Source organism: Ancylobacter polymorphus (genome assembly GCF_030813495.1).
Taxonomy (GTDB): domain Bacteria; phylum Pseudomonadota; class Alphaproteobacteria; order Rhizobiales; family Xanthobacteraceae; genus Ancylobacter; species Ancylobacter polymorphus.
Map to the genome: position 1 here is coordinate 1 of NZ_JAUSUI010000011.1, position 21,148 is coordinate 21,148.

General features: G+C 70.1%; 24 protein-coding genes and 1 riboswitch. Of the genes, 5 read left to right on the forward strand and 19 right to left on the reverse strand.

Annotated elements, in window-relative coordinates; translation table 11 throughout:
- Positions 1 to 179: 179 nt before the first annotated feature.
- The 4 genes from obgE to rplU all read right to left on the reverse strand — a co-directional run bounded on the left by obgE (position 180) and on the right by rplU (position 2,703).
- Positions 180 to 1,214, reverse strand: a complete 1,035-nt coding sequence (obgE, locus tag J2S75_RS20270; RefSeq protein ID WP_244450156.1) for a GTPase ObgE — start codon at positions 1,212 to 1,214, stop codon at positions 180 to 182.
- 65 nt (positions 1,215 to 1,279) lie between these two features.
- Positions 1,280 to 1,951 carry a GNAT family N-acetyltransferase gene (locus tag J2S75_RS20275; protein WP_307022692.1) on the reverse strand — a complete coding sequence of 224 codons (672 nt, stop codon included), beginning with the start codon at positions 1,949 to 1,951 and terminating at the stop codon, positions 1,280 to 1,282.
- Positions 1,952 to 2,095: 144 nt separating this feature from the next.
- Positions 2,096 to 2,365 (reverse strand): 50S ribosomal protein L27, encoded by a 270-nt coding sequence (gene rpmA, locus J2S75_RS20280; protein WP_244450154.1) that lies wholly within the window; start codon positions 2,363 to 2,365, stop codon positions 2,096 to 2,098.
- Positions 2,366 to 2,394: 29 nt separating this feature from the next.
- On the reverse strand, positions 2,395 to 2,703 hold the full coding sequence (rplU, locus tag J2S75_RS20285; RefSeq protein ID WP_307022695.1) for a 50S ribosomal protein L21: 309 nt from the start codon (positions 2,701 to 2,703) through the stop codon (positions 2,395 to 2,397).
- A 274-nt stretch (positions 2,704 to 2,977) separates the two neighbouring features.
- On the opposite strand from rplU, the gene J2S75_RS20290 reads away from it, so the two are divergent.
- Entirely contained in the window at positions 2,978 to 4,216 is a 1,239-nt protein-coding gene (locus tag J2S75_RS20290; protein ID WP_307022697.1) for a CaiB/BaiF CoA transferase family protein, read from the forward strand.
- Between the two features lie 63 nt (positions 4,217 to 4,279).
- Here the strand turns inward: J2S75_RS20290 and J2S75_RS20295 are convergent, their stop codons facing one another.
- The 15 genes from J2S75_RS20295 to ccoN form a co-directional block, all read right to left on the reverse strand.
- The gene (locus J2S75_RS20295; protein WP_307022699.1) at positions 4,280 to 5,239 is read right to left on the reverse strand and encodes a hydroxymethylglutaryl-CoA lyase; all 960 of its coding nucleotides are present in this window, start codon (positions 5,237 to 5,239) and stop codon (positions 4,280 to 4,282) included.
- Positions 5,236 to 6,492 (reverse strand): CaiB/BaiF CoA transferase family protein, encoded by a 1,257-nt coding sequence (locus J2S75_RS20300; RefSeq protein ID WP_307022701.1) that lies wholly within the window; start codon positions 6,490 to 6,492, stop codon positions 5,236 to 5,238. The genes J2S75_RS20295 and J2S75_RS20300 overlap by 4 nt, the downstream gene beginning before the upstream one ends.
- 124 nt (positions 6,493 to 6,616) lie before the next feature.
- On the reverse strand, positions 6,617 to 7,294 hold the full coding sequence (locus J2S75_RS20305; RefSeq protein ID WP_307022703.1) for an energy-coupling factor ABC transporter permease: 678 nt from the start codon (positions 7,292 to 7,294) through the stop codon (positions 6,617 to 6,619).
- A gap of 35 nt (positions 7,295 to 7,329) precedes the next feature.
- Positions 7,330 to 7,562: riboswitch (cobalamin riboswitch) on the reverse strand.
- A gap of 29 nt (positions 7,563 to 7,591) precedes the next feature.
- Entirely contained in the window at positions 7,592 to 8,437 is an 846-nt protein-coding gene (locus J2S75_RS20310; protein WP_307022706.1) for a Crp/Fnr family transcriptional regulator, read from the reverse strand.
- A 54-nt stretch (positions 8,438 to 8,491) separates the two neighbouring features.
- Positions 8,492 to 8,974 carry a hypothetical protein gene (locus J2S75_RS20315; protein WP_307022708.1) on the reverse strand — a complete coding sequence of 161 codons (483 nt, stop codon included), beginning with the start codon at positions 8,972 to 8,974 and terminating at the stop codon, positions 8,492 to 8,494.
- A 225-nt stretch (positions 8,975 to 9,199) separates the two neighbouring features.
- Positions 9,200 to 9,892 (reverse strand): sulfite exporter TauE/SafE family protein, encoded by a 693-nt coding sequence (locus J2S75_RS20320; protein WP_307022710.1) that lies wholly within the window; start codon positions 9,890 to 9,892, stop codon positions 9,200 to 9,202.
- Positions 9,893 to 9,899: 7 nt separating this feature from the next.
- Positions 9,900 to 10,643, reverse strand: coding sequence for a hypothetical protein (locus tag J2S75_RS20325; RefSeq protein ID WP_307022712.1), 744 nt, complete (start codon positions 10,641 to 10,643; stop codon positions 9,900 to 9,902).
- The gene (ccoS, locus tag J2S75_RS20330; protein WP_018388272.1) at positions 10,640 to 10,798 is read right to left on the reverse strand and encodes a cbb3-type cytochrome oxidase assembly protein CcoS; all 159 of its coding nucleotides are present in this window, start codon (positions 10,796 to 10,798) and stop codon (positions 10,640 to 10,642) included. The genes J2S75_RS20325 and ccoS overlap by 4 nt, the downstream gene beginning before the upstream one ends.
- Entirely contained in the window at positions 10,798 to 13,008 is a 2,211-nt protein-coding gene (locus tag J2S75_RS20335) for a heavy metal translocating P-type ATPase (protein WP_307022714.1), read from the reverse strand. Before J2S75_RS20335 ends, ccoS begins: the two co-directional genes overlap by 1 nt.
- Complete coding sequence (locus J2S75_RS20340) at positions 13,005 to 13,481, reverse strand: FixH family protein (RefSeq protein WP_307022716.1); 477 nt, start codon at positions 13,479 to 13,481, stop codon at positions 13,005 to 13,007. Before J2S75_RS20340 ends, J2S75_RS20335 begins: the two co-directional genes overlap by 4 nt.
- Positions 13,478 to 14,992 (reverse strand): 4Fe-4S dicluster domain-containing protein, encoded by a 1,515-nt coding sequence (locus J2S75_RS20345; RefSeq protein WP_307022717.1) that lies wholly within the window; start codon positions 14,990 to 14,992, stop codon positions 13,478 to 13,480. Before J2S75_RS20345 ends, J2S75_RS20340 begins: the two co-directional genes overlap by 4 nt.
- Complete coding sequence (gene ccoP / locus J2S75_RS20350; RefSeq protein ID WP_307022719.1) at positions 14,992 to 15,861, reverse strand: cytochrome-c oxidase, cbb3-type subunit III; 870 nt, start codon at positions 15,859 to 15,861, stop codon at positions 14,992 to 14,994. The genes J2S75_RS20345 and ccoP overlap by 1 nt, the downstream gene beginning before the upstream one ends.
- Positions 15,848 to 16,015: a cbb3-type cytochrome c oxidase subunit 3 gene (locus tag J2S75_RS20355; RefSeq protein WP_307022721.1), complete on the reverse strand. Its 168-nt coding sequence runs from the start codon at positions 16,013 to 16,015 to the stop codon at positions 15,848 to 15,850. The genes ccoP and J2S75_RS20355 overlap by 14 nt, the downstream gene beginning before the upstream one ends.
- Positions 16,012 to 16,755, reverse strand: coding sequence for a cytochrome-c oxidase, cbb3-type subunit II (gene ccoO / locus J2S75_RS20360; RefSeq protein ID WP_307022724.1), 744 nt, complete (start codon positions 16,753 to 16,755; stop codon positions 16,012 to 16,014). The genes J2S75_RS20355 and ccoO overlap by 4 nt, the downstream gene beginning before the upstream one ends.
- Before the next feature lie 11 nt (positions 16,756 to 16,766).
- Positions 16,767 to 18,242: a cytochrome-c oxidase, cbb3-type subunit I gene (ccoN, locus tag J2S75_RS20365; RefSeq protein ID WP_307022726.1), complete on the reverse strand. Its 1,476-nt coding sequence runs from the start codon at positions 18,240 to 18,242 to the stop codon at positions 16,767 to 16,769.
- Between the two features lie 136 nt (positions 18,243 to 18,378).
- On the opposite strand from ccoN, the gene J2S75_RS20370 reads away from it, so the two are divergent.
- From J2S75_RS20370 to J2S75_RS20385, 4 genes are all read left to right on the forward strand, one after another.
- Entirely contained in the window at positions 18,379 to 18,636 is a 258-nt protein-coding gene (locus tag J2S75_RS20370) for a hypothetical protein (protein ID WP_307022728.1), read from the forward strand.
- A 15-nt stretch (positions 18,637 to 18,651) separates the two neighbouring features.
- The gene (locus J2S75_RS20375) at positions 18,652 to 18,999 is read left to right on the forward strand and encodes a hypothetical protein (RefSeq protein ID WP_307022730.1); all 348 of its coding nucleotides are present in this window, start codon (positions 18,652 to 18,654) and stop codon (positions 18,997 to 18,999) included.
- A 314-nt stretch (positions 19,000 to 19,313) separates the two neighbouring features.
- Positions 19,314 to 20,594 (forward strand): ATP-binding protein, encoded by a 1,281-nt coding sequence (locus J2S75_RS20380; RefSeq protein WP_307022733.1) that lies wholly within the window; start codon positions 19,314 to 19,316, stop codon positions 20,592 to 20,594.
- Positions 20,591 to 21,133, forward strand: a complete 543-nt coding sequence (locus tag J2S75_RS20385; protein ID WP_307022735.1) for a response regulator transcription factor — start codon at positions 20,591 to 20,593, stop codon at positions 21,131 to 21,133. Before J2S75_RS20380 ends, J2S75_RS20385 begins: the two co-directional genes overlap by 4 nt.
- The last annotated feature ends 15 nt before the right edge of the window (positions 21,134 to 21,148 follow it).

Here is a 21,148-nt window from a genome sequence, read left to right on the forward strand (position 1 = left end):
CCCCCCCCCCCCCCCCCCCCCCCCCCCCCCCCCCCCCCCCCCCCCCCCCCCCCCCCCCCCCCCCCCCCCCCCCCCCCCCCCCCCCCCCCCCCCCCAGGCCGCACAGGGCCGGCGCGCCGAGGGCCGGCGCGCAGCCCCCTCACCCCCAACCCTCTCCCCCGAGGGGAGAGGGAGCGGCGTCACGGGCGCCAGGGCTCCGGCACCACCTTGTCGGCCTCTTCCGCGCGGCCCTCGTCGATGATGCCGAGCAGCGCGCGCAGCGCCTCGCGCACGCCATCGCCGGTGGCGGCGGACAGCGCCAGCGGCTTCTTCTTCGCCGCGCGCTTCAGCCGGTCCATCTGCGCCTTCAGCGTCTCGGCGTCGAGCGAATCGATCTTGGTGAGGGCGACGATCTCCGGCTTGTCCTCAAGGCCGGCGCCATAGGCGTCGAGCTCGGCGCGCACGGTCTTGTAGGCCTTGCCGGCATGCTCGCTGGTGCCGTCGACGAGGTGCAGCAGCACGCGGCAGCGCTCGATATGGGCGAGGAAGCGGTCGCCGAGGCCGACGCCCTCATGCGCGCCCTCGATCAGGCCGGGAATGTCGGCGAGGACGAATTCGCGCCCGTCGACCTTTACCACGCCAAGGCCGGGGTGCAGCGTGGTGAAGGGATAGTCCGCCACCTTGGGCTTGGCGGCGGTGGTGGCGGCGAGGAAGGTCGACTTGCCGGCATTGGGCAGGCCGACGAGGCCTGCATCGGCGATCAGCTTGAGGCGCAGGATGATCCAGCGCTCCTCGCCCTCCTGGCCGGGATTGGCGCGGCGCGGGGCCTGGTTGGTCGAGGTCTGGAAATGCGCGTTGCCGAAGCCGCCATTGCCGCCCTTGAGGAAGCGGATGCGCTGGCCGACCTCGGTCAGATCGGCCAGAACGGTCTCACCGTCCTCCTCAAGAACCTCGGTGCCCGCCGGCACTTTTAGCACAACATCGTCGCCTTTGGCCCCGGCGCGGTTCTTTCCCATGCCGTAGCCGCCCTTTTTGGCTTTGAAGTGCTGTTGGTAGCGATAGTCGATGAGCGTGTTGAGCCCATCGACACACTCGATCCAAACATCCCCCCCCCTCCCCCCGTCGCCGCCGTCGGGGCCGCCGAACTCGATGAACTTCTCGCGCCGGAACGAGAGGCAGCCCGCGCCGCCATCGCCGGCGCGGACATAAATCTTGGCCTGGTCAAGAAACTTCATTGGTACGGCTCAACGTTGCGGACACCCACGGGGCGGGAGCCCTCCAAGACTAACAAAAGGCCGGCTCAATGCCGAACGGCTTCGAGCTCGTGCAACCGCGCCGGCTGGGTGGCACCCCAGGCACGCAGCGAGGTCCAAAGCCGCCGTTCCAGCCGGAAGCGATCGACCGGCACCGAGGCGCCGATCGCCCGCACCCGGGCCAGGCCGACGCCGGTCCACTGGAAGCCGCACTTCTCCAGCACGCCGCGCGAAGCCGGATTGACGACCCGGGCGGAGGCGGTGAGCGCCGTAAGCCGGCGGTCGCCGAAGGCGTGATCGATCAGCGCCCGCACGGCCTCGGTAGCGATCCCGTGGTCCCAATAGGGCTCGCCGAGCCAGTAGCCGATTTCCGGCACGTCCTCTTCGCGGCGGTTGAAGCCGCACATGCCGACCGGAATGGCCGGCCCAAAGGCCGGCTGCCCCGGCAGGCGCAGCGCCGCTTCGTTCTTGAGGAAGATGGCGAAGGTCGCCGCTTCCGGTCCACCCGGCAGATTGGCCACGAAGGAGGCCGCGTCCGCCATGCCGTAGGGATGGGGGATGTTCGCCGTCATCTCCGCCACCTTTCGGTTGTCGGCGAGCTCGGCGATCCACGTCATGTCCTCGATCCGGGGCACGCGCAGCAGGAGGCGGCCGGTTTCGAGGACGGCGGTACTGCTCTCGACAAGAGGTGACCCGAGGGTCGCTTCGACAATGGTCATCTGAGGGCTCCTGGGACCGGAACGACGAAGGGGAGGCGGTTTCCTCGCCTCCCCTGTCGGGTACCCCGGGTGTCCGTCACGGACGTTCGGGAAATCCTTCCGGTCGGGCGAGACCGGCGGGATTTCCAAGAACCCTCACCGGCTTTATTCGGCGGCCTCGGCGGCCGGAATGACGGATACGTAAGTGCGGGAATTCGCTTTGGCTCGGAACTCGACTCGGCCGTCAATCAGCGCAAAGAGGGTATGGTCTTTGCCCATGCCGACATTGGTGCCGGGATGCCAGGTGGTGCCGCGCTGACGCACGATGATGTTGCCGGCCACGACCTTCTCGCTGCCGAACTTCTTCACGCCAAGACGGCGACCGGCCGAGTCGCGACCGTTGCGGGAGGAACCGCCTGCCTTCTTATGAGCCATGTTGCTCTCCTATTTCCTAGCTGGCGGTCTCAGGCGCCGGTAATCGAGGTCACGCGGACGACGGTGAAGTCCTGCCGGTGGCCGATCTTGCGACGCGAATTCTGACGACGACGCTTCTTGAAGGCAATGACCTTCGCGCCGCGGGTGTGCTTGACAACCTCAAGGGTCACGGAAGCGCCATCCACGAGGGGAGCGCCGACCTTCGGGCTGTCGCCGCCGAGCATGAGCACCGGCAGGGTCACGGAGGCGCCAGCCTCGGCTTCGATCTTGCCGACGGTGACGAGGGCATCGGGGGCAACGCGATACTGCTTGCCACCCGTCTTGATGACCGCGAACATGTTTTGTCCTTTCGTTCGATGCCGGCCTCCGGCGTTGCCGCCTGGACCGGCTTCTTTCGGTCGGTTGAAGAAACGCAGGGGACACAGCATCCCACCACGCAGGCGCGGTCCTTACAAAGCGAGCCCTCCGCTGTCAAGGAAAAGCGCCTCTCGCCGGGTGGCGACAGGCCTGCGTAGCCCTCCCGCCACAGTGTCCGGGAGCCCGCAGGCCAATGGCGCAACCAAGGCGGCGCGGCTATCGTGCGCGCCCCGCGCCCAGCCCGAGGATGCTTGCATGACCGATGCCGCCGCCCCTTCGCCGTCCGCTCAGGCTCTCTGCGGCATCCGCGTGCTCGATCTGTCACGCGTCCTCGCCGGCCCGTGGGCGACGCAAGCCCTGGGTGATCTCGGCGCCGAGGTGATCAAGATCGAAAAGCCCGGTGAGGGCGACGACACGCGCGGCTGGGGCCCGCCCTGGCTGGCGGATGGTGAGGGCAACCCGACACGCGAGAGCGCCTATTTTCTCGCCGCCAACCGCAACAAGCGCTCGGTGACCATCGACATGGCGCGACCCGAAGGCCAGGCGCTGATCCATGCTCTGGCGCGCGAGAGCGACGTGCTGGTCGAGAATTTCAAGGTCGGCGGCCTGAAGCGCTACGGCCTCGATTATGACAGCCTCGCCGCGCTGAACCCGCGCCTCATCTATTGCTCCATCACCGGCTTCGGTCAGGACGGGCCGGAGGCGGGACGGGCCGGCTACGACTTCATGATCCAGGGCATGTCCGGCCTGATGTCGGTGACCGGCAGCCCGGAGACCGAGCCGCAGAAGGTCGGCGTCGCCCTGGTCGACATCCTCACCGGCCTGAACGCCACCATCGCCATACTCGCGGCGCTGGAGCAGCGCCACCGGAGCGGGCGCGGGCAGAGGATCGACATCGCGTTGTTCGATGTTGCGGTGGCGAGCCTCGCCAACCAGGCGCTGAACTTCCTTGTCGGCGGCACCGCGCCGCGCCGGCTCGGCAACGCCCACCCGAACATCGTGCCCTATCAGGCGTTCGAGACGGCCGACGGCCACCTCATCCTTGCGGTCGGCAACGACGCGCAGTTCGCCCGCTTCTGCCGCCTCGCCGACCTCGCGGTACTGGCGCAGGACGCGCGCTACGCCACCAATCGCGAACGGGTGGCGCATCGCGACACCCTCGTGCCATTGATCGCGGAGGCGCTGAAACGGCAGAGCACGGCCGAATGGCTCGCCATGCTGGACACCGCCGGCATTCCCGCCGGGCCGATCAACACCATCGCCCAGGCCTTCGCCGAACCGCAGGCGCTGGCGCGGGGGCTGGCGATGAACCTTCCCCACCCGCTCGGCGGCACCGCATCAGGGGTGCGCAGCCCGCTGCGGCTGGCGGATTCGCCGATGGACGGCGCTACCGCCCCGCCCTGGCTCGGTCAACATACGGATGAGGTGCTCGCAACGCGGCTCGGCCTATCACCGGCCGAGCGGGAGGCGCTGCGAGCGTCCGGAATCATCTGATACCGGGCGCGGGCCTTCGGCCAGGGCCACCAATGTGGGGCGTGCCCATCATGGCGGGCTCTCCTACTGCGCCGCGCCAAGATGCGCCGGCACGGGATGAAGGTCACTGCTGCGGCCCGCCTTGGCCACCTGGCCGGGAATGTCGTGGCCCACCAGCGCCGGCAGGCTTCGCGCCAGCGCCAGCAGGGCAGCGAGGTCGACATCCGTCGCGACACCCATCTCGCCCAGCATATGGGCGAGGTCTTCGGTCGAGATGTTGCCGGTCGCCCCGGGCGCGAAGGGGCAGCCGCCAATGCCGCCAAGCGACGCATCGAAACGGTCCGCGCCCGCCTCCAACGCGCTCAGGACATTGGCGAGGCCCATGCCGCGCGTATTGTGAAAATGCAGCGTCAGCGGCACGCCGGGGAAGCGCGCGCGGAAGGCCGAGACCAGCGCGCCGACTTGACGGGGATTGGCCATGCCCGTGGTATCGGCCAGCGTCAGCGAATGCAGGCCCGCCTCGAGCAGGGCCTCCGAGAGGTCAAGCACCTTCTCGGAGGACTGCCACCCCTCGAACGGGCAGCCGAAGGCGGTGGCGATAGAACCGTTGAGCGTCGCCCTGGTGCCAGCCGCCGCAGCGACGATGCGGCGGAAGCCCTCCAGCGACTGCGCCGGCGTCATCCGCATATTGGCGAGGTTGTGCGTTTCGCTCACGGAAAGCACGAGGTTCAGCTCGTCCATCCCCGCCTCCAGCGCCGCCTCCGCACCGCGTAGATTGGGCACCAGCGCGACATAGGTCACATCGGGCCTGCGGGTGATGGCACGCGCCACCTCGCGCGCATCGGCGAGGTTCGGCACCGCCTTGGGCGAGACGAAGGATGTCACCTCGATCTTGGCGACGCCGGTCTGGGACAGCGCGTCGATCAGGGCCACCTTATCCTCGGTCGGCAGGAAGCGCGGCTCGATCTGCAATCCGTCGCGGGTCACCACTTCCTGGAGGAAGACGCGCGGCGGAAAGCCGGCGCTGCAAGCCGGGGCGTTCACGGCGCATCTCCGCCGACCTCAACGGGCTCCCCGGCCGCGGCCACGGCGCCGCTCGCGACCAGCGCGGCAATCTCCTCGGCCCCATAACCCAACGCCGCCAGAACCGGCGCGGTGTGTTCGCCAAGCCGAGGACCCAGCCAGTTGACCGCGCCGGGTGTGGCGGAAAGCTTGGGCACGATGCCGGGCATCTTCACCTTCAGCCCGTCCGGCAAGGTGGAAGGCAGGATCATGTCGCGGGCGAGATATTGCGGGTCGCTCACAATGTCGGCGACCGAATAGATGCGCCCGTTCGGCACTTCGGCGCGGTCCAGCGCAGCGGTCACCTCATCGAGCGAGTGCCGGCGGGTCCAGGCGGTGATGGCGCCGTCGATCTCCTCGACATGGCGCACGCGCCCGTCATTGGAGGCGAGGCGCGGGTCGCCGGCGAGATCGTCGCGGCCGATCGCGCCCATCAGCCGGCGGAAGATGCCGTCGCCATTACCGGCGACGATGACATAGGTGCCTTCCTTGGTGGGGTAGGAATTCGACGGCGCGATGCCCGGCAGCGCGCCGCCCGAGCGGGAGCGCACGAAGTCGAAGACATCATATTCCGGGACGAGGCTCTCCATCATGTTGAAGACGCTTTCGAACAGCGACACGTCCACCACCTGCCCCGTGCCGCGCCCGGACTTGATGTGGAGCAGTGCCATCAGCGCCCCCATCACCGCGTGCAGCGCGGCCAGCGAGTCGCCGATGCTGATGCCGGTGCGGGCCGGCGGGCGGTCCGGCTCGCCTGTCGTGAAGCGCATGCCGCCCATCGCCTCGCCCACCGCCCCGAAGCCGGGCCGCTCGCGATAGGGCCCATCCTGGCCGAAGCCGGAGATTCGCACCATGACGAGATTGGGGTTGATCGCCTTCAGCGCGTCCCAGCCGAGCCCCCAGCGCTCCAGCGTGCCCGGCCGGAAATTCTCGATCAGCACATCCGCCTCGCGCACCAGGCGGCGCACCACCTCCTGCCCCTCGGGCAGGCGCATATTGATGGCGACGGACTTCTTGTTGCGCGACTGCAGGTACCACCACAGCGAGGTGCCCTCGTGCAGCTTGCGCCATTTGCGCAAGGGGTCGCCCTCACCCGGCGCCTCGACCTTGACCACCTCGGCGCCGAACTCCGCCATCAGCCGGGCGGCGAAGGGAGCGGCGATCAGATTGCCGAGCTCGATCACCCGGATACCGCTGAGCGGGCCCTCGGCGGGACCGGATTGCGACGCTTCCATGTCAGGCGCTCCTCACACGTCGTTTTTTCGATCTATCGACCGAAAGGACGCGAGGGTCCACCCTTCCTCGACGTGAACCACCGATAGAAATGCCGGGCGGCATGGCGCCACCCGGCCTGGAGCGTCACGCCGGATCGTAAAGGCGCCGCTCGAACAGCGGCGTCCCGCGCAGCCCGCTAAGCGCCTTGGCGGCGGCGAGCACCGCGAGGTCAACCAGAGGTTCCACAATGATAACAAGCATATAGGCGGCACCGAAGGAAACGATCGACGACGCGTTTTCCACCGTGAATCCGTGGCCGTAAAAGGCCCAGAACGCCACCCAGGCCACGATTCCCGCCTGATAGGTGGTGGAAAGCGCCAGCGCCTGCCGGTACTTCAGCTCCACATAGGGCGTGTTCGGCGCGACCAGTCGGGTGGACAGTGAGGCCAGTGCGAACAGTGGGACCAGCAGCGTGGTGACGTTCATGCCGTATTGCGGCAGATCGAACGGCGCGAAGAAAACGCCCTGGATCGCCAGCCCCGCCGCCAGCCCGATCGCCGCCGGCGCCACGCCGAAGATGAGGAACAGCGTCGAGCCGAGGATGAGATGCACCTCGGACACGCCCACCGGATGATGCGGCAGCACTTCGAAGAAGCAGAAAACGAGCGCCGTGGTGGCGAGGCTGCGGGCCGCGAGCGAGACGAGGCCGCGCTGGGCCACCGCCTCGGCGGCGAGCTTCAGCGTATAGGCGCCCGCGCCGGCCGCCGTCACATAGCTGAGCCAGATCTTTCCTTCGGCCACCAGGCCGGGTTCGATATGCATGATGTTCTCCTGTGCCGTCTCACCCGACGGCGCGCATGGGGTTCCTCCTCCTGGCCGGTCTCCTGACTCGCGGGTCACGGCATGCCTTCCGCCTTCCCGGACGGGCCCGAAGGCGCGTTCCAGTGGCTCGATGGAAGGCCGCTCGCCGCTCACAGTCGCGGGGGCGGTCGGGGCTTCGGGCGCGCAACCTTGCGGCGCAACGCCCTTCCCCGTTCCCGTTTCATCCGCGAGGGCTGGCCTCGCGGACACCATGAGGAATCGATGGGTGCATCGACCCGCGCATAGAACAGCGGGCGCTCACGGCGCGCAAGTCGCGGCGTTGGCGGAAGGCACAGGCCGGGAGGCCGGGCGCCCCGCCGGACGCCCCGCCGGACGCCCCTTGGCGGCATAGAGCGCCTCCACCTTGCGCGCGCCGACGGCGACGCGCGCGAGCGCGGCGGGGTCTTCAAGCACCAGCCGCCCCTCCCGGCCGAACGCGATCAGCCCCTCTTCGCGCAGGCGGCTCATGCAGCGGCTCACCGTCTCCAGCGTGAGGCCGAGCCAGTCGGCGAGGTCGCCCCGGCCGAGATGCAGGGGAAAGCCGACCGCCGGCCCGCGCGCCGCGCCGGCCTGCGCGAACTGCGCCGCGAGGTCGAGCAGTGCCGCCGCCACGCGCTCGCCCGCGCTCTGCCGGCCGAGCCGCGTGACGTGGCCGAGCGCCCGCACCAGCAGCAGTTCCTGGTTTTCCGCCCGCAGCCGGCGGCAGAGCTCGGGAGGCGCCTCCACCGGCTCAAGCTCCGTGGGCGCCAGCGTCACCGCCGTTCCCTCCAGCCGGGCGAGCACCGCCGCATCGAGGAGACGGCCGGGACCGAGAATGTCGAGGATCTGCCGCCGCTCGGCATCGAGCTGGCGCATCAGCGCCAGGCAGCCCTTGCCCACCCGGTAGAGCGGGGCCGCGTCCGCCGCCGGGGCGGGAAGGCCGACGGTGAGGCCCGTCGCCCAGGAAAGCGCTGGGCTGGCGGCACGCGGGCCGGCAGGCGATGGCAGCGGCACCCCGACGCCGAACGACGCCGGCTCCAAGGCTGGAAGGGGGCTGATCGGCGGCGCACTGATCGGCAACGGGCCGAGGGGCCGGGAGTCGACGGGAAGCGGGCTCATATACATGGAGGCACTCCGGCAAGGGGCCGGAAGCCCCTCAGGCGGGCCGTTCCGGCAGCGTCACAGCACTGGCAGGCGCCCGCCTGCCGCGAACAGGGCGGCACGGCCGGGCGCCGGCGGCCCGCGCGAGGAGAGGCGAGGAAGCGGGTCCGGCGTCGCGCGCCGGGCATCGGGCGCGATCGCCTGCACCAGCCGGCGGAAGAAAGCGCGCCTGAACAGACCCTCCGCCGGCCCCGGAAGGGCAGCGATGGCCTGGAGGCGGCAGGCCTCGCAGCTGGGGCGGTGAAGGGCGGTGAGCGGCGTGCCGGCCTCGCCCGCCCCGGTGAGGCAGAGATCGGGCACCGTGCCATCGGGCAGCGTGTACTGGGCGAGGTCGATCCCCTGCCCGGCCGGGCCCGCCACCGGCGGGCGGTGCAGGGCGAGCGCCAGCATCAGCGCCAGCGCGCACAGCAGCCGCAACCCGATTCCGCCGCCGCGCGTGACCGAGGACCGCAGGGGCAGGCCGGCGATCAGGCGGTCAGGGCGGAGATTCGGCTGTGCCATGGCGGCCCATGCGAGAGCAGAAGGCGCGACGGTACAGGCCCGGCGCGCAGGGCGAAGTCTAGAGCACGCGCCGATCAGCTTGCATCGCAAGCTGATCGGATAACGCGTCCTCTATCTTAGAGTTAGAGGGCGATTTACCGATCAGATTGGTTCAATCTGATCGGATCGCACTCTAGCACCGGGCCACGGCGCCGACAGTGGACAAGACGTCCTATCGCCGGCGCGTCAGCTCAGGCACAGCGCCTGCCACGCCGCCTCCGGCAGCAGCGCGCTGACCGTGGCGAGCATGAGAAGGCCGGTGCCGGCCAGCATGCGCAGGCGCGGCGCCCGCGCGCCATGGCGCAGGCTGGCGACGCCAAAAGCGGTGGCGGTAACGGCCGGCAGCGTGCCCAGCCCGAAGCCGGCCATGACCAGCGCCCCGCCCCCGCCGCTGCCGGCGAGCATGGCATAGAACAGCGCGCCATAGACCATGCCGCAGGGCAGCAGCCCCCAGGCGAGGCCGGAGAGGAAAGGACGCGCCGCCCCCGCCGCGCCGCCCCCCGACGCCCCCCGGAGCCACCGGGTGAGGGGAGCGGCGAGCCGGTCCACCGCCGTCAGCGGCGGGGCGAGGCCGAGCAGCGACAGGCCGATCCAGCCCAGCGCCACCGATGCCGCCCAGCGCAGCACGAGATGGGCGGCGCCGTGGTCGAACGCGCCGTAGAAGGCCGAGCCGACCACGCCGAGAAACCCGCCGGCCGCGACATAGGCGGCAATGCGGCCGGCCTGCGCGACCAGCAGCACGCGGGCGCGGGCACCCACGCCACGCCCCGGCTCGAAGGCGAGCAGCAGGCCGGAGGCGATGCCCCCGCACATGCCGGCGCAGTGCAGGCTGGAAGCGAGGCCCAGCAGCAGGCCGCCGAGAAAGCTGAGATCGACCATTTCCGCTTCAGTGCGCTGCCGCCCCCGCCGTGGCGGCTTCCCTCTCGGGAGAAACCGCCGCGAGGGAAGGGGCGGCGACGGAAAGGGCGGGAACGGGTGCCGCCGCCACTTGTGCCGACACGGGCACTGAGGCGGGCCCGTCCTCGGGTTCGCGGCTCGATTCCACCGCCAGCATCATCAGCGCGCAGATCAGCACCGGCACAGCGGCGAGCGCGACATAGAACGCCACCTGAATGCCGCCGAGGATGCAGCCAAGAACGAGAAGCAGCAGCGCATTGACCGCCGTCATCGGCAGATTGCCCGCCGCCAGCAGCCCGCCCAGCAGCGCCCACAATGTGCCGGCACGCCGCTGCAGCGCCGCGACGGCCGGCAGTTGCGGCGGGTTCAGCCGCCCCAATGTGCGCTGCCACGCCAGCAGCAGCAGGCTGGCGCCGATCGTCACCAGGGCGGCCGGCGGCAGCAGCACGAGGCCGAGCAGTGGACGCAGGACCGCAACCAGAGGCGCGGCGGCGCGGGCGAGCCGCGCCGAGAGCGGCGTCACATGCCGCGCCAGCGCCGGCCCCAGCACGAAGGCCGCCAGCAGCGCCGATAGCACCCCCGCCCCGGCCAGCGCCCCGGCCCAGCCGCCGAGGAAGCCACCCAGCGCGGCGGCGAGCGCCATGTTGAGCAGAAACGGCACGGCGCGCGGCATCGGCGCCGGACGAAGCGGCGCGGGGTCACGCAGGCAAGCAGGCGGAACGGGACGGGTCATGGAGCGGCCTCCGGGGAATCATCGTCGAGCAGGACACGGGCGGCGGCGCCGTCGAGATCGTCATACTGGCCGGCGCGCAGCGTCCAGAAGAACGCGGCGAGACCGAGCGTGCCGAGCGCGAGGGCGATGGGGACGAGAAACAGCAGCACGTCCATCAGCCCCGCTCCCGGTCGGGCGCCCCGGCCCGCAGCGCGTTGAGCGTGACGGTGAGCGAGGACGCCGCCATGGCGATGGCGGCGCCGAGCGGCGTCACCAGCCCCAGCACCGCGACGGGGATCAGCGCCATGTTGTAGAGCGCGGCGAGGATGAGGTTCTGAAGGATGAGGCCTCGCGCCCGCCGCGCCGTCCGCCAGGCCACCGGCAGCGCCGCGAGATCGCCCGAAGGCAGCACCAGATCGGCGGCGCTCTGGCTGGCGGGGGCGCCATGGGCGAAGCTGGCGGAGACGAAGGCGCCGGCCAGCGCCGGGGCATCGTTCAGCCCGTCGCCGGCCATCAGCACGCGCCGTCCCACGGCCCGCAACGCCTCCAGCCGCGCCAGCTTGTCCCCGGGCCGCCGGTCGGCCTGCCACTCACCGATGCCGACCGCCGCGGCGAGGCGGGCGACCGCGCCGGGGCGATCGCCGGAGAGCAGGGTCGCCGGCACGCCGGCGGCGGCAAAGGCCGCCACCACCCGCGCCGCCTCCGGGCGCGGGGCATCCTTGATGAGGAAGCGGACTGGTCGATGGCCGGGGCGGGTGAGCCAGACCTCGCTCGTCGCCGCGTCCAGCGGGGCGAGGCCGCAGAAGGCGGCGCGGCCGAGGCGGACCTCGCCGCCGTCGCACGGCGCCCGAAGACCCTCGCCGGGAATCTCCTCCACGCCCGCGAGCGGGCGTGCCTGCGGATGGCCCGCACGCAGCGCCCGCGCCACGGGATGCCGGCTTGCCGCCGCCAGTGCGGCGGCGAGGCGGATCGCCTCCGCGTCGTCCGGCCAGCTTGTGACGGTGGGCGCGCCTGACGTCAGCGTGCCGGTCTTGTCGAAGACGACATGGTCGATGCGGGCGAGGCGCTCCAGCGCATCCCCCGCGCGCAGCAGGATTCCGCGCTTCAGCAGGGCGCCGGTCGCCACCACCTGCACCGCCGGCACGGCGAGGCCGATGGCGCAGGGGCAGGCAATGATGAGCACGCTCACCGCGTGCAGCAGCGCGGCAGCAAAGCCGGCATCGGTCAAGAGCCACCAGCCGCAGAGCGTCGCCAGCGCGACGCCATGGATGACCGGCGTCCAGATGCGCGCCACGCGGTCGGCCAGCGCCACGGCAGAGCCGCGCGTGCGCTCGGCCCGCTCGACCAGACGGACGATATCGGCGAGATGGCTGTCCGCGACGCCGGCGCTGGCGCGGATGCGCAGCGGCGCGGTGAGGGCGACGCTGCCGGCGAGCACCAGGGCCCCCGGCGCCACCGCCTGCGGCCGGCTCTCGCCGGTGACGATGCCGACATCGAGGTCGGTTTTCCCTTCAAGCACAGTGCCATCGACCGGCACGCGCTCGCCGGCGCGCACCAGCACCACCATGCCGGACCGGATCGCGGAGGCCGGCAGCACCTCGACCGTGCCGTCCTCCCGGCACACCGCCGCGCCCTGCGCCTTGAGCATCAACAGCCGCTCCACCGCGCGGCGGGAACGGGCGCGGACGCGGAAATCGAGGGTGCGTCCCACCAGCAGCACGAAGAGCAGCGCGGTCGCGCTGTCGAAATAGACATCGCGGCCCTGGCGGGCGAGTTCGATCAGGCTGATGAGGACGGTGAGGAGGAGGCTCAGCGCGATGGGAACATCGATGTTGCTGCGCCCCGCCCGCAGCGCCCGCAGCGCCGAGCGGAAAAAGGGGCGCCCGGCGACCGCCACCGCCGGCACGGTGACGAGGGCGGCGAGCCACTGGAACAGCGCCTGCGTGCCCGGCGCCATGTCCTGCGCCTGCCCGGCCCAGACGGCGAGCGAGAGCATCATCACATTGGAGGAGGCGAAGGCTGAGATGGCCAGCGCGCGCAGCCATTCGCGCCCGGTGTCGCTGTCCAGACGGGCGAGATGCGCGGGGTCGAACGGCGCCACCTTGTAGCCCAGCGCTTCCACCGCCCCGGCCAGCGCATCCGCATGGCGCGCCTCGCCCTGCCATTCCAAGCTGAGCCGGCGCAAAGCGAGGTTGAGCCGGGCGCCGGTGACGCAGGGATCGGCGGTCAGCCGGCCCTCAATGGCGCCGATGCAGGCGGCGCAATGGGCGCCCTCCACCAGCAGGTGCAGCCGCCGGCTCGTTCCCTCGCTCTCGACGAAACCGTGGACGGAGCGCGGGCCGGACGCCTCCTCGACCGCGGCACCGGGCGCATAGGCGAGGCTCACGGCGCCACCTCCAGCGTCGCGATGCGCTCGGAGGTCGCGCCGGCCTGCGTCAGGGTGAGGCGGATCGCCCAGTCGCCGGCCAGCGGCAGGCGAAGCGGCGCCTCGAAGCGGCCGGGGCCGACCTCGTGCAGGGCGATGGGCACGAGCTGGGGAAAGCGCGTGGCGCGCTCGGCGGTGGCGACGAGCCGGTCTGGAGTCAGCGGCGCGCCGTTCGCCCCGGCGATCTCCACGCCGAGGGTGCCGGCGAGCGCCTCGCTCGGCACGAAGGCGAGCCGTGCGGTCCAGTCCGGCGCCCGCGCCGCAGCGTAGCGGCCGGCGGACGGGCGGGGATCGGTGACGAGGCCGGAAAAGCTGCGATTGGCCAGCAGCACGAACCAGAGCTGCAACGCGGCCAGCGCGATGAAGAACAGCACGAAGCCGGCCGGAATCCAGGCATCCCGGCGCCGGCGCGGCGAGGTGTCGGGGCGGCTCACCGCTCCGGTCCCCAGAAATAGCTCGGCAGCCGGGCGAGTTCGGCGCCGCTATCGGGATCGGTCAGCACGATTGCGATGTCGTGGCGCCCGGACGGCACGTCGGCGCGCGGCAGCTGCACCAGCAGGCGTTCGTCGAGGCTGCGGTCCGGGCCGATGGCGATGCGAAGCACTGGCGCGGGCGCGCCTTCCTGCGTGCCGAGCCGCAGCTGCGCCCCCTCCAGCCCTTCGACCCGCAGCGCCACCTCCGCCAGCCCGGCGCGGCGATGGGCGAGGCGCAGCGCATAGTCATTGCGCACGCTGCCATCCGAGAGCTGGACGAAGGGCGGGTTGCGCTGCGGCTCGGCATGGGCGCTCACCGGCGGCAGCGTCGCCATGCCATAGCCGGAAAAGCCGAGCGCCAGCAGCGCGGCGAGGCCGAAGGCCAGCGCCTTGGGCCGCAGCCAGTCCACGCGCGGCGGCGCGAGCAACGGCCGGAGCGGCGCGCTTTCCACATCGAAGCGGATCAGCCCTTCGGGCCGGTCGAGCTTCACCATCACCTCATTGCAGGCGTCGATGCACAGGCCGCAGCCAATGCAGCCCATTTGCAGGCCGCGCCTGATATCGACCCCGGTCGGGCAGACGGTGACGCAGCGCGTGCAGTCGATGCAGTCGCCGCGCAGCGAGGGGAAGGGTTCCGGCGCGGAGAAGGCCACCGCCTCTGCCACCAGCCCCATCAGGCGCGGCGCGGCGGGCGCCGGCCCTGTCGGTTGCGGCTCACCGAAGCCCTGCCCGGCGAGATCGGGGCGCAGCGGCGTGCGCCGGCGCCCGCGCGGCTCGCCGCGCCCGTGCTGATAGGTGACGACGAGGCTCTGCCGGTCGAGCAATGCCGCCTGGAAGCGCGGCCACGGGCACATGTGCAGGCATACGCGTTCGCGGGCATAGGCGGCGAGCAGCCAGGTGGTGCCGGTAAGCACCAGCACCGTGGCATAGGCGGTGGCGGGCGCCTGCCCGGCCAGCAGACGCCCCGGCAGGGTGGGCGCATCGATGAAATAGGCGGTGAAGCCGATGCCGGTCGCCAGCGCGATCAGCAGCCATGCCACGGTGCGCAGCCGCCGCTCCGCCGCCCCCTTTCCGACAAGGCGGACGATCAGCCGGTCGACAGCGAAGAACAGGTCCGACCACACGGTTTGCGGGCAGGCAAAGCCGCACCAGACCCGCCCGGCGAGCGTGGTGGCGAAGAACAGCGCCATGGCGCCGAACACCATCATCCCCGCCGCAATCGGCAGATCCTGCGGCCAGAATTCCAGGCCGAACACCATGAGCCGCCGGCCCGGCAGATCGAACAGCACCGCCTGCCCCGGCAGGCCGGGGCCGCGCTCCCAGCGCAGCCAGGGCGTGAGGAAATAGAGGCCGAGCAGGACCACGGTGAGCGCGGTCTTGAGGCGGCGGAAGCGGCCGCGCACCGCATGGGGAATGTCCGGCCGGGCAATGGCGCGGGAGGGGGCGAGACCTTGCAGCGTAGTCGCCGGCATCAGCGTTCTCCCCCGCCCAGCGAATGGACATAGAGCGCCAGCATGCGGATCGTGTCGTCGTCCAGCTTGCCGGCAAAGGCTGGCATCACGCCCATGCGCGGATTGGCGATCTGGTGCCGGATGGCGTCCCTGGTGCCGCCATAGAGCCAGATCGCGTCATTGAGCCGGGGGGCGCCCATGTCGCGACTGCCCTCGCCCGCCGCGCCATGGCAGGCGGCGCAATTGGCCGCGTACAGTTCCGCCCCCGGCAGGCGCGCGCGGGACGCCGCCGCCGAGGGATCGGAAAGGGTAAGTACATAGGCGGCAATGGAATCGATCTCGCCGGCGGACAGCATCTCGCCGAAGGCCGGCATCAGGCTCTGGCGGGTCTCGTCATGGCCGGAGCGGATGCCATAGCGCACGGTCTGGCGAATGTCGGCCAGCGAGCCGCCCCACAGCCAGTCATCGTCCACCAGCGCCGGAAACTGACCGATCTGCCCACCGGCGCCGACGCCGTGGCAGGGGGCGCAGTTCTCGTTGAAGGCGGCGCGCCCGCCGGCAATGGCGAAGCGGCGCAGATCGGCGTTCGCCTCCACCTGTTCCAGCGGTGTGTCGGTGAGCAGGCTACGCCAACCTGCCTGCGCCGCGCGGGCCTGCACCATTTCTTCCGCCAGCTGGCCATGGCTGGTCCATCCCAGCCGGCCCTTGAAGATGCCGGTCGTGGTGGCGAAGGAGGGGTACAGCCACATATAGAGCACCGCGACGAGGCACGAGCCGAGGAACACCGTGACCCACCAGTGGGGGATGGGAGTATTCAGCTCTTTGATCCCGTCCCACTCATGGCCGGTGGTGTGATAGCCAGTGAGGGAATCGCGTTCAGGCGCGGCCATCGCGGTCCTCCTCGAAGGCGAAGGGAATACGGGCGTGGCGGTCCATCTGCGCGCGGCTGCCGGGCCGGAACACTTGCCAGAGCAGGGCGACGAACAGCAGCACGGCGGCGACCAGCCAGTATTTCAGCGCGAAGACGATGAGAGCCTCGCTCATGGCTGGCCGCTCCCCGTCACGCGGCCGGCGGGGAACTCCGCCAGCGTGCCCAGCACCTGCAGATAGGCGATCAGCGCGTCCATCTCGGTGATGCGGCCGGGCTGGCCGTCGAAATCGCCGAGCCGGGCCTTGGGGTAGCGGGCGAGCAGCCCCTCCGCATCCTCCCCGCTCGCCTGCGCGCGGATATCGGCGGCGACCTGCGCGATCATGTCCGGCGAGTAGGGCACGCCGACCGCGCGCAGCGCCCGCATATGCGCGCCGAAGCCCTCCACGTCGATGTCGCGGTCTTTCAGGAAGGCATAGGCCGGCATGATCGACACCGGCACCACGCTGCGCGGGTCTTCCATATGGGCGAGGTGCCAGGCGTTGGAATATTTCGAGCCGACGCGGGCGAGGTCGGGCCCGGTGCGCTTGGAGCCCCAGAGGAAGGGGTGATCGTACATGCTCTCGGCGGCGACCGAGTAATGGCCGTAGCGCTCCACCTCGTCGCGGAACGGGCGGATCTGCTGGCTGTGGCAGGTGTAGCAGCCCTCGCGGGTGTAGACATTGCGGCCGATCTGTTCGAGCGGCGAATAGGGCCGCATGCCGGGGACCGGCTGCACCGTGGTCTCCAGCTTGAACAGCGGCACGATCTCCACCAGCCCGCCGATCAGCACGACGAGCAGGGTCAGCACGAAGAGCAGTGTGGTGGAGCGCTCGATGATCGCGTGGCCGGTGGGGTTCTCAGCGTTCGTTGCCATCTCCGCCTCCCTCACGACGCCGGCGTCGGCGCGGCCTGCGGCGCGCGGGCGGGATCGGGCTGGCGCAGCGGCTGGCGCAGCGTCATGGCGAAATTGACCGCCATCAGCACCCCGCCGGTGAGGTAGAGCACCCCGCCGATCAGGCGGATCACGTAATAGGGGTGCAGCATGGCGACGCTGTCGGCGAAGGAGTACTGCAGGAAGCCGAAGGCGTCATAGGCGCGCCACATCAGCCCCTGCGCGATGCCGGCGACCCACATGGCGGTGATGTAGAGAACGATGGCGATGGAGGCGATCCAGAAGTGCCATTCCACCAGCCGGTGCGACCAGAGCGGGCGCCGCCACAGCCGCGGCACCATGTAGTACAGCGCGCCGAAGCAGATGAAGGCGACCCAGCCCAGCGCGCCGGAATGGACATGGCCGACCGTCCAGTCGGTGTAATGGCTGAGCGAATTGACCGATTTCAACGCCATCAGCGGCCCCTCGAAGGTCGCCATGCCGTAGAAGGCGACGGCGACGACGAGGAAGCGCAGGATCGGGTCGGTGCGCAGTTTCCCCCACGCCCCCGAGAGCGTCATGATGCCGTTGATCATGCCGCCCCAGGAGGGCATCCACAGCATGATCGAGAACGCCATGCCGAGCGTCTGCGTCCAGTCGGGCAGCGAGGTGTAGTGCAGATGGTGCGGGCCGGCCCAGATATAAAGGAAGATCAGCGCCCAGAAATGTACGATGGACAGACGGTAGGAATAGATCGGCCGTTCCGCCTGCTTCGGCACGAAATAATACATGATGCCGATGAAGCCGGCGGTGAGGAAGAAGCCGACGATGTTGTGGCCGTACCACCACTGCACCATCGCATCCTGCACGCCGGAGAACGCCGAATAGCTCTTGGCGCCGACAAGGGAAACCGGCATCGCCAGATTGTTGACGAGGTGCAGCACCGCGACGGTGATGATGAAGGCGAGAAAGAACCAGTTGGCGACATAGATGTGCGGCTCGCGCCGGCGCATCAGCGTGCCGACGAAGATGGCGAGATAGGCGAGCCACACCACCGCCAGCCACAGGTCGGCATACCATTCCGGCTCGGCATATTCGCGGCTCTGGGTGATGCCGAGGACATAGCCGGAGAGCGCGATGACCAGGAACGCCTGGTAGCCCCAGAACAGGAAATTGGCGAGGCGCGGCCCGCCCCACAGCCCGATTTGGCAGGTGCGCTGCACCACATAGAGCGAGGTGGCGATCAGCGCATTGCCGCCGAAGGCGAAGACGACGCCTGAGGTGTGCACCGGCCGCAGCCGGCCGAAGGTGACATATGCGCCGAGATTGAGCTGGGGATAGGCGAGCTGCGCCGCCACCATCACCCCGGCGGAAAAGCCGAACAGCGCCCACAGCACCGTCGCCACGGTAAAGCGGCGGACGATGGCGTCGTTGTAACCGGGAATGGTGTGCGCGCGGATCGACGGCGCCAGGGAGAGAGCCGCATCCATGTCAGCTATCCCCTTCCAAGCATGTATTAATTAATTCGATAAAGTACAATGATTCTCTTTTTACGCATGAATATTGACTTATCGAAATATAACGTGAAATCATTTCGTCGCTTCTACGTATTACGGGAGAGCCGATATGACGAATGTCCATTTCCTTCTGCTGGCCGGTGCCCTCATCGCCGGTGCCTATGCCGCGCTGGGCCCGCGCGGGGAGACGGTGGGCTGGGCGATCGGCCTCGGCCATGGCGGCCTCGCGCTCCTCGCCCTGGCCGGATTCGCGGCCGCCGACGACCGTGGCTTCGCCGTTTTCACCGCGCTGCTGGCGGTCTATGCTGGCGGCATGTGCGCGGCCGAGGCCATCGGGCTGATGCGCCGGCCGGCCGCACGAACCTGAACGGGGAACGGCCCCATGCCCCTGCTCGTGCGCTTCCTCCTCCGTCACGCGCTGATCGGCGTCGGTCTCGGCGCGCTGTTCGTCGGCGCGCTGGTGCTGCTCGATGTCGGCCGGCTCGGCACGCTGGCCGGGCAGTCCGCCTCCGGCCTCATTGCGCTGACCGTGCTCACCTGCGCCGTCGGCATCACCTTCGGCAGCGTGCAGATGGGATTTGCCATCATGCTGATGGGCGAGGATGAGGACACGCCGCGCAAGGGCCGCCCGGCGCGCACCGGAAATCGGCTGGTGAAGCTGGCGCGGGTGCGGGTTGCCGCCCGCAGCGGCACCGACACGCACAGGTCGATCCGCGCCCCTTTCGCCTGATGCGCATGTATTTTGCGGACCGCGAAGGTTTTTCGTGCCGGTCGGGGACAGGCAATACATCAGCATTCCTCAAACTTGCGCTACTTGAGCGCACGAGGTCTTTGCCGCGCCGTCATCGAGACCGGCGCGTCCATGGGTTTCGTAGAACTACTTAACAGTGGACCGCCGCCTGCGCCCTTGGACAGAATGCCCAATCGGCCTCAAGGCGCACTCGCTCTAGAAGCCGCAGAAGGGTAATTCTGTGCCCGCGTCGCGCGCCGGCGGCGGGCAATGCCGCGGACGGCGCTGCAGAGGCGCGGCAGGAGGCGTGAGGATTGGTTTCCGATACGAGCGGCGATGCCAGCGACAGGAAAAACCTGCTGCTGCTGATCCAGCTGCGCTGGATCGCGGCGATCGGGCAGCTTGCCACCATCTGGTTCGTCCATGCCGTACTCGCCATTGCCCTGCCGCTGGCGGAGATGCTGGCCGTCGTCGCCTTTCTCGTCGGGCTCAATCTCGTCAGCCTGCTGCGCTACCGCCACCGCGACCGGGTGACCAATACCGAGCTGTTCCTCGAACTGCTGCTGGATGTGGGCGCGCTCACCGTGCAGCTCTCTCTCAGCGGCGGAGCGCTGAACCCGTTCATCTCGCTGTTTCTGCTGCAGGTCATTCTCGGCGCCATCCTGCTGGAGGCGTGGTCGGTGTGGACGCTGGTGGCGATCACCAGCACCTGCTTCGTCGGCCTCACCGCCTTCCACCGCGACATCAACATGCCGCACAGCCATGTGGGCGGGTTCTGGAACCTGCACATACAGGGCATGTTCATCTGCTTCCTGCTCTCCGCCTGCCTGCTGGTGGCGTTCATCACCCGCATCACCGCCAATCTGCGTCGGCGCGACGCAAGGCTGGCCGAGCTGCGCCAGCAATCGGCGGAAGAGGAGCATGTGGTGCGCATGGGGCTGCTCGCCTCCGGCGCGGCGCATGAGCTGGGCACGCCGCTCTCCACGCTTTCGGTCATTCTCAATGACTGGGAGAAGATGCCGGCGCTCACCCGCGACGGCGAGCTGGCGCAGGATCTGGCGGACATGCAGGCGCAGCTCGCGCGCTGCAAGGCGATCGTCACCGGCATTCTGCTCTCCTCCGGCGAGGCGCGCGGCGAAGGCACGATCCGCACCGGCGTGCGGGCCTTTCTCGACGAGACGGTGGCGGACTGGCAGGCGCTGCGCGCGCCGGCCGCCTTCGCCTATGACAATGGCTTCGCCCCGGACGAGCCGGTCATTTCCGATCTCGCGCTGAAGCAGGTGATCGTCAATGTGCTGGACAATGCGCTGGAAGCCTCCCCCGACTGGGTAGGCGTGGTGGCGCGCCGGCAGGGCGCGACGCTGTGCCTGGAAGTGACCGATCGCGGTCCCGGCTTTCCCGCCGACATCGCGGCGGCGCCCGGCAAGCCCTACCGTTCCACCAAGGGGCGGGCCGGCGCCGGACTCGGCCTGTTCCTCGTCGTCAATGTGCTGCGCCGGCTGGGCGGCGCGCTGGACATCGCCGCGCCCGCCGGCGGCGGCGCGCAGGTGCGGCTGACCCTGCCGCTGGCCGGGCTTTCGGGAGGCCGGCCGTGAGCGTGGCGCGGCCCATCCGGCCGCTGCTGATCGTGGAGGACGACGCCACCTTCGCCCGCACGCTCAAGCGCTCCTTCGAGCGGCGCGGCTATGAGGTGGCGAGCTGCGCCGGGCTGGAGGAGATGGCGCCCCTGCTGATCGCCGCCCGGCCCGCCTTTGCCGTGGTCGATCTCAAGCTCGCCGGCGAATCCGGGCTCGACTGCGTGAAGGCATTGCACGCCCATGACCCCGGCATGCGGATCGTCGTGCTCACCGGCTTCGCCAGCATCGCCACGGCGGTGGAAGCGATCAAGCTCGGCGCCTGCCACTACCTGCCCAAGCCCGCCAATGCCGACGACATCGAGAAGGCGTTCGAGCGCACCGAGGGCGATGTGTCGGTGCCGCTGGACGGGCGCCCCACCTCGCTGAAAAGTCTCGAATGGGAACGCATCCACGAGACGCTTGTCGAGACGGACTTCAACATTTCCGAGACCGCGCGCCGGCTCGGCATGCACCGGCGCACCTTGGCGCGCAAGCTGGAGAAGCGGCCGGTGCGGTGAGGCCGCCGGGCCGGA